The sequence below is a fragment of the Anaerotruncus sp. genome (genome assembly GCF_057433415.1).
This window is the reverse complement of record NZ_DBMDHH010000032.1, coordinates 26,205-33,569: the sequence shown is the minus strand read 5'-3', so window position 1 is coordinate 33,569 and position 7,365 is coordinate 26,205. Positions and strand designations below refer to the sequence as shown.

The window sequence follows — 7,365 nt, the reverse complement described above, 5'->3', positions numbered from 1 at the left end:
TTTGACGCAAAGAAAGTACCCCGCCCGCCGGGGCGGGACCCGGCAATCCCCTGCCGCCGAAGGCGGCTCCTCTCAGCCCTCCGAAGGAGGGCGATAAAACCTCCGCCGCTCCCCGAGCGGCAAATCTAAGAAGGCCTCCTGTTGGCGGGCAGCCGACAAGCTCCGCCGCCCACTGGGCGGCAATGAAAAGCGCCGCTGCAACAAAATCCGCTTGATAAATCGGGGTATAGCGAATATAATAGGAACGTTCAAACGAATTCCAGGGCGAAATTGGAGGCAGCTTATGGACAGCAGGGTAGACCGCTTTTTCCACGGCATCAAGGGCAAGAAAATCTCCGTCATCGGCATCGGCGTGAGCCACAGCGACCTCATCAGCCGGCTGAACGACTACGGCGCGAAGGTGACCGCGCACGACCGCCGCACCCGCGAAGAGGTGGGGGAGGCGATCTGCAACAATTTTGAGGCGCGCGGGGTCAAGCTCCGCCTCGGGGAGGACTATCTCGAAAACATCGACGCGGACATCGTCCTGCGCACGCCGGGGATGAAGTTCCACCACCCTGTGCTGGAGCGGCTGCGCCGCGACGGGGTCGCCGTCACGAGCGAGATGGAGCTCTTTTTCGACCTCTGCCCCTGCAAGACGATCGGCATCACCGGCAGCGACGGCAAGACGACCACCACCACGCTGATCGCCGAAATCCTCAAGGAGGCGGGCAGGCGGGTGCATGTGGGCGGCAACATCGGCCGCGCGCTCATGCCGCTCATCCGCGACATTCGCGAGGGGGACTTCGCGGTGGCGGAGCTGTCGAGCTTCCAGCTCATCTCGATGCGGGAGAGCCCCGACATCGCGGTGGTCACCAACATCACCCCCAACCACCTCGACGTGCACAAGGATATGCAGGAATATATCGACGCCAAGCGCAACATCTTCGCGCACCAGGGGGCGTTTTCCCGCACCGTGCTCGGCGTGGACAACGACGTCGCCGCCTCCTTCGCCAACCCCGAATGCGTGCGGGGCCAGCTCTTCGAGTTCTCGGTCAAGCGCCCGGTGCGCACCGGCGCGTTTCTCGGGGAGGACGGCATTATCTACATGTCGGTGAACGGCGAGCGCATCAAGATCATGCACGCCGCCGAGATCAAGCTCCCCGGCCTGCACAACATCGAAAACTACCTCGCCGCGATCTGCGCCACCTGGGGCTATGTCGACCGGGAGGCGATCTACAACGTCGCGGTCGAATTCGACGGGGTGGAGCACCGCATCGAGTTCGTCCGGGAGAAGGACGGGGTGCGCTGGTACAACGATTCGATCGCCACCACACCCACCCGCACGATCGCCGGGCTGGAGAGCTTTGACCAGAAGCTCGTCATCATCGCGGGAGGCTACGACAAAAAAATCCCCTTCGACCCGCTCATCCCCAAGCTGGTGGAACGGGTCAAGACGCTCATCCTGATCGGCGCGACCGCCGACACGATCGAGGCGGAGGTGCGCGCCTATCCGGGGTTCGACCCGGCGGAGCTCGCGATCCTTCGCGCCGGAAGCCTCGAGGAGGCGGTCAAAAAGGCGGCGGAGGCCGCCGGACCGGGCGACATCGTCTCGCTTTCGCCCGCCTGCGCGAGCTTCGACATGTTCCCCAATTACGGCACGCGCGGCCGCCGCTTCAAGGAACTCGTGAACGCGCTTTGAACGGAAAATGAATTTGAAAATACAGGAGGTTCCCATGACCACCACGGAACAGATATTAACCCTCGCGGGCGCGCTCGGCGTGTCCGGCGGGGAGGATGGGGCGGTGGAAGCGGCGCGGCAAATGCTCGCGCCGCTCGGCGCATGTGAGCGCGCGCCGCTCGGCTCGCTGCTCTGCCGGATCAAGCCGGTCCCCGCTTCGGGCGAGCATGTGATGCTCACCGCCCACATCGACAGCGTCGGCATGATCGTCACCTACATCGACGACGGCGGCTTTCTGCGCGTCTCGAACGTCGGCGGCATCGACCGCGCGCTGCTGCTCGCGGCGCAGGTCGTCGTGCACACGGCAAAGGGCGAGCTGCCCGGCGTCGTCTGCACCGTGCCGCCCCACCTCAATTCCGACGACACCCACCTGCCCAAGATCGAGGACATTTCGATCGACGTGGGCCTTTCGGCCGAAGAAGCGCGGGAAAGGATCACGCCGGGCGACCGCGTGACCTTCTGCTGTGAGGCGCGGGAACTGATGAACGGCCGGATCAGCACACGTGCCGCCGACGACCGCGCCGGCTGCGCGGCGGTCATTTTGGCCGCGGAAAAGCTGGCGGGACGGGAGCTTTCCTGCGGGCTGTCCGTCGCGCTGACCACCCTCGAGGAGGTCGGCGGACAGGGCGCGGCCACCGCCGCGAACATCCTTTCGCCCACCCACGCGGTGGCGGTGGACGTCTCCTTCGGGCACGCGCCCGACTGCCCGCGCGCCAAGTGCGGCGAGATGGGCGGCGGCCCGATGGTCGGCGTCGCGCCGGTCATCGACAACGGCATGTCCTCCCGCCTGCGGGAGGTCGCCGTGCGGGAAAACATCCCCTTCCAGGTCGAGGTCATGGGCGGGAGCACCGGCACCGACATCGACGGCATCGCCGTTTCGGGCGCGGGGGTGCGCTGCGCGCTTGTCTCGATCCCCCAGCGGTATATGCACACGCCGGTCGAGGTCGTCCACGTCTCCGACGTGGAGGCGGCCGCCGAATTGATCGCCGCCTATGTGGCGGACGCGTTTGGAGGTGTCCGGTGATGCTCTATGAGAACCTTGCCAAATTGAGCGCCCTTCCCGGCGTGTCCGGCTGCGAGGAGCCGGTGCGGTATGAAATCCTCAAAATGATCGAGGGACACTGTATCTACAAGGTGGATGCGCTCGGCAACATCCTCGCCTTTAAAAAAGGGAAACAGGCCCCCGCCCATCCGCTCCTCTTTTCGGCCCACATGGACGAGGTGGGGCTGATCATCACCTGGGTGGAGGAGAGCGGCCTGCTCAAATTTACCACCGTGGGCGGCATCGACCGCCGGGTGCTCCCCGGCAAATCGGTGCGCATCGGGGAGACCTTTGGCGTGATCGGCTCCAAGGCGGTGCACATGAAGTCCGCCGACGAGCGGGACAAGGCCCCCGAGCCCGACGCGCTCTTCATCGACATTGGCGCGAAGGACCGCGACGACGCGTTTACCCGTGTCGCACTGGGGGACCGCGCGGTCTTCACCTCCCAATACACCGCCTTCGGGGACGGCTTCCTGCGCGGGCGGGCGCTCGACGACCGGGTCGGCTGCGCGCTGCTCGTCGAGCTGATTGGGTCGGAGCTAGCCTACGACACCCATTTCGCCTTCACCGTACAGGAGGAGACGGGCACGACGGGCGCGCGCACCGCGGCCTATCAGGCGGGTGCGGAGATCGCGGTCGCCGTCGAGACGACGACCGCCTGCGACATCCCCGGCACCCCGCCCGAAAAGGTGGTCTGCTCCCTGAAAAAAGGCCCCGTCCTATCCTTCATGGACAAGGGCACCGTCTACGACATGGACCTCTACCGCCGCGCGCTCGCTGCGGCGAAGGCGGGCGGCATCGCCTGCCAGCCCAAGGAGGGCGTCTACGGCGGCAACGAGGCGCGGTCGGTCCAGGTCGCGGGCAGGGGCGCGCGGGTGCTCGCCGTGTCGGTGCCCTGCCGCTATCTGCACACCCCCTCCTGTGTCGTCAACCGGTTCGACGTGGACGAGACGCTCCGGCTGCTCGGCGCGCTGGCCGCCGATTTCGGCGGATGATCCGCTATGCCGGTGGCGAATGGGCGGCTCTTTTTGAGGCGTCGGTTGGCAAATTCGGTATATTTGGAACAAAAATATACTCGCAGTATCAAACCTATGGCCTTTCGGACGGGGTGCTCGACCTCTGGCTGCTGCTTGACGGGGACCGCGCCGTGGGCGCGGTGTCCCGGCTGGACGGCGCCGTCACCCTCGCGGCGGACGCCGCGGCCGATGCGGACGAGCTAGCCGCCTTCCTCGCGGCCGTCGGCTGCCGCTCCTACGAGGGGGAGCGGGCGCTCTGCGAACGGGTGAACGCCGTGATTCGCGGCGGGCTTCGCTCGTCGCGAATCCTGCGGTGGGGCGGGCGTTCCGCCCCGGCGGACGCCCGCCCCGCCGCGGCCGCGCCCTGCGCGGACGGCGTTCCCCCGGGGACTGCCGCGCCCGCCGAGGACCTGGGAGCCGTCTATGCGCTGCTCTGCGCGGCCGACCCGGCGTTCGCCGCGCGCACCGATTATGCCGCGTGGCTCACCGAGGTTTCCCACAAGCGGCGGCACGGACTGGCGGATATTTACATACTAAAAGTAGATGAGCGTATCGTTTCAACAATTGGTATTTACTTTAAGGACGCCTCCCGCGCGATTCTGGCGGGTTTGGCGACCGATCCGGCCTGCCGGGGGCGGGGCTATGCCCGCCGGATGATGGCGCACGCGACAAATGCCGCGCTTGCGCAGGGCCTCGAGCCCTGGCTGCTGACCGCGGAGGACGGGATCGCGGCCTTCCACCGCGCCTGCGGCTATGAGGACGCGGGCTTATGGTCTAAAGGGAACTTTCGAGAAAGTTCCCTTTAGAATCCTTCAAAGCTTTTGGCGCAGGCAGGGCGCGGGGGGTTCTCCGCACGCTCGTACCGTGCGGCGGAACTGAGGCGGTCGGGGGACGAGGCTGGCTATTAACGTGAGGCGCGCCCGAATGAAAAGTTTTAGAAGGGTTCCCTGGTGCGGTCGGGGGGCGCGGTCGGTTTTCGGGACGAGATACGCCCGAATAAAACGTTTTGAAGGGGGGCTGGGGGAAACTTTCTCAAAAGTTTCCCCCGGAGGTATGGTTGAACAGTTTTTTCACATCGATCCATCTATCGCGCGGATGGCGGAAGAGGCGGAGGAGACCTGCCGCGAGGCGTTCGCGCGCATCGACGGCAACGCGGAGTATAACGGCATGAAGGTGCTCTCCGCCTTCATCGAAAACAACGTGAGCGAGAGCCACTTTGCGGGCACAACCGGCTACGGCTACGACGACCGGGGCCGCGAGGTGCTCGACCGGGTGCTGGCGCGGGTGATGGGGACGGAGGACGCGCTCATCCGGCACAATTTCGTCTCGGGCACCCACGCGATCACGACCGCGCTCTTCGGGGTGTTGCGGCCGGGCGACCGGATGGTGTCGCTGACCGGACTGCCCTACGACACCCTCCAGCCGGTGATTGGCATTGTGCCGGGCGGGCACGGTTCGCTCAAGGAGTTCGGCATTCGCTACGAGCAGCTTGACCTGCTGCCCGACGGGTCCCCCGACTACGCGCGTATGGCGGCCGCGGTGAAGGGGGCGAGGATGGCGTATTTGCAGCGGTCGCGCGGCTATTCGCTGCGGGAATCGCTGAGCGTCGCGCAAATCGAAAGGATCGCGGGCATCGTGCGGGAGGCCAACCCCGGCGCGCTGATCGTCGTGGACAACTGCTACGGCGAGTTCGTCGAGCGCCGCGAGCCGACGCAGGCGGGCGCGGACCTCGTCATCGGCTCGCTCATCAAGAATCCGGGCGGCGGAATCGCCAAGACGGGCGGCTATATCGCGGGGCGCGCCGACCTGATCGAGCAGTGCGCCTGCCGGCTGACCGCGCCGGGCGTCGGCAAGGAGGTCGGATGCACCCTCGGGCAGCTGCGCGGGATGTTTATGGGGCTCTTCTTCGCGCCCACCGTGGTGGCCGCCGCGCTGAAGACCGCCGTCTTCTCCGCGGCGCTCTTCGAGCGGCTCGGCTTCGAGGTCTATCCGCATTTTGACGCGCCGCGCACCGACATCATCCAGGCGGTGAAGCTCGGCACGCCCGAGGGGCTTTCCGCCTTCTGCCGTGGGGTGCAGAAGGGCGCGCCGGTCGACGCGTTCGTCACCCCCGAGGCGTGGGACATGCCCGGCTACGACAGCAAGGTCATCATGGCCGCGGGCGCGTTCACGATGGGCGCGTCGATCGAGCTCTCCGCCGACGGGCCGATGCGCGAGCCCTATGCCGCGTGGCTTCAGGGCGGGCTCACCTGGCCGAGCGGCAAGACGGGCGTGATCCTCGCGGCGCAGTCGCTGCTCGAATCGGGCGTGCTCCGAAGGGACGGTTGACAAGCCGCGATGCGGAATGGTATCATGATTCTGCCGCCGTTCGGCGGCGCCGCGCGGGTATGGCGGAATTGGCAGACGCGCAGGATTTAGGATCCTGTGCCGCAAGGCGTAAGGGTTCGACCCCCTCTACCCGCACCATGACTGACACCCTAAAAAACCAGCGCGTATGCGCTGGTTTTTTAGCTGGTGAAAGGGATGCCATGACGAAATGGATTTCGTCGTGTAAAGGCAGATAAAAACAACCAGTCCTGGGACTGGTTGTTTTTATTTGCCGCCGGGCCTGCGGTCAGGCGGTTCAGACGCGTTCCCACAGCAGGCGGTTGTCCTCGAACCGCGCGGCGACCAGCCCCTCGTCGCAGAGGTAGCTGAGATAGGAGCGCACCGTGCTGCCCACGAGGACATACTGGTTGAAATCCATCGTGAGCCCATAGACGGAGAACACCTCCCGGATGACCTCGTCGGGCGTGCGGGGCTCGGCGCAGATGGCGAGCACCCGTCCGGCGATCTCCTGGACCTTGGCGCGGTTAAGCGCGGCGAGCGGGCGGATATCCTCCGCCACGGGGGCGTGCGCGGGGACGAAGAGCTTCGCCTCGAGCGTCTCCACCCAGTCGAGCGTCTCGAGGTAGGCGCGCACGTCGTAGATGAAACCGACGTGGTATTTTTCGAGGACCGCCTCCCCGGAGAGGCAGTCGGCGAGGAAACAGACGCCGTCGGGCGTGCGAAAGCCGACCATCCCGAAGAAATGTCCCGGCAGCGGGAAAACCTCAAGCCCTTCGGGCAGCGGGGCGCCCTCGATGGGGGAGGGCGCGCTCTCCTGCGCCATCAAAAACTTGTTGCAAAGCGCCTTGCAGGGATACCCGCCGTAGAGGAAGGAGGGCTCGAGCCGCGGGGCGCGGATCAAGGCGTTCTCCGCGGGCGTCGAATAGACGGGGCAGTGGTACCGGTCCTGCAAAAACCGGTTCCCGCCGATGTGGTCCGCGTTCGAGTGGGTGTTGAGGATGCCCGCCAGCGTCCAGCCGTTGGCGTCGAGCAGCTTGCGCACCCTGCGCCCCGCGTCCTTGTCGTTGCCGCTGTCGATCAGCCACGCGCCGTCCTCCGCGAGAAAAAGCCCCATCTTCGCGGGACAGTCGATATACCACGTCTGCTCCCCCGCCCGGATCAGTTCATACATGCCGACGCCTCCTTGTCCGGATGATGACACCATTTTACCACAAAAGCGAGGCGGCCGGAAGTCCCTTCCGGCCGCCTCTGCTGGGGTG

General features: G+C 66.0%; 6 protein-coding genes and 1 tRNA gene. 6 read left to right on the top strand and 1 reads right to left on the bottom strand.

Going from position 1 to position 7,365, the window contains the following annotated elements:
* Nucleotides 1-283: 283 nt before the first annotated feature.
* The 6 genes from murD to ACZO3G_RS09760 all read left to right on the top strand — a co-directional run bounded on the left by murD (nucleotide 284) and on the right by ACZO3G_RS09760 (nucleotide 6,244).
* A complete protein-coding gene (gene murD / locus ACZO3G_RS09785) occupies nucleotides 284-1,681 on the top strand; it encodes a UDP-N-acetylmuramoyl-L-alanine--D-glutamate ligase (RefSeq protein WP_276874644.1) in 1,398 nt (465 codons plus the stop codon).
* Nucleotides 1,682-1,715: 34 nt separating this feature from the next.
* Nucleotides 1,716-2,744, top strand: coding sequence for a M42 family metallopeptidase (locus tag ACZO3G_RS09780; RefSeq protein WP_276874641.1), 1,029 nt, complete (start codon nucleotides 1,716-1,718; stop codon nucleotides 2,742-2,744).
* Nucleotides 2,744-3,757, top strand: a complete 1,014-nt coding sequence (locus tag ACZO3G_RS09775) for a M42 family metallopeptidase (protein WP_276874637.1) — start codon at nucleotides 2,744-2,746, stop codon at nucleotides 3,755-3,757. The genes ACZO3G_RS09780 and ACZO3G_RS09775 overlap by 1 nt, the downstream gene beginning before the upstream one ends.
* Nucleotides 3,758-3,870: 113 nt before the next feature.
* On the top strand, nucleotides 3,871-4,584 hold the full coding sequence (locus tag ACZO3G_RS09770) for a GNAT family N-acetyltransferase (protein ID WP_277138714.1): 714 nt from the start codon (nucleotides 3,871-3,873) through the stop codon (nucleotides 4,582-4,584).
* A 247-nt stretch (nucleotides 4,585-4,831) separates the two neighbouring features.
* Nucleotides 4,832-6,106 carry a methionine gamma-lyase family protein gene (locus tag ACZO3G_RS09765; RefSeq protein WP_276873785.1) on the top strand — a complete coding sequence of 425 codons (1,275 nt, stop codon included), beginning with the start codon at nucleotides 4,832-4,834 and terminating at the stop codon, nucleotides 6,104-6,106.
* A gap of 53 nt (nucleotides 6,107-6,159) precedes the next feature.
* Nucleotides 6,160-6,244, top strand: a tRNA-Leu gene (locus tag ACZO3G_RS09760).
* A gap of 157 nt (nucleotides 6,245-6,401) precedes the next feature.
* Here ACZO3G_RS09760 and ACZO3G_RS09755 read toward each other — a convergent pair.
* Nucleotides 6,402-7,277, bottom strand: a complete 876-nt coding sequence (locus ACZO3G_RS09755) for an MBL fold metallo-hydrolase (protein WP_276873782.1) — start codon at nucleotides 7,275-7,277, stop codon at nucleotides 6,402-6,404.
* Nucleotides 7,278-7,365 lie beyond the last annotated feature (88 nt).

What these genes read in the sequence shown, in the direction of transcription:
- murD (WP_276874644.1), top strand. Translation starts at nt 284, where the DNA reads ATGGACAGCAGGGTAGACCGCTTTTTCCACGGCATCAAGGGCAAGAAA.
- ACZO3G_RS09780 (WP_276874641.1), top strand. Translation starts at nt 1,716, where the DNA reads ATGACCACCACGGAACAGATATTAACCCTCGCGGGCGCGCTCGGCGTG.
- ACZO3G_RS09775 (WP_276874637.1), top strand. Translation starts at nt 2,744, where the DNA reads ATGCTCTATGAGAACCTTGCCAAATTGAGCGCCCTTCCCGGCGTGTCC.
- ACZO3G_RS09765 (WP_276873785.1), top strand. Translation starts at nt 4,832, where the DNA reads ATGGTTGAACAGTTTTTTCACATCGATCCATCTATCGCGCGGATGGCG.
- ACZO3G_RS09755 (WP_276873782.1), bottom strand. Translation starts at nt 7,277, where the DNA reads ATGTATGAACTGATCCGGGCGGGGGAGCAGACGTGGTATATCGACTGT.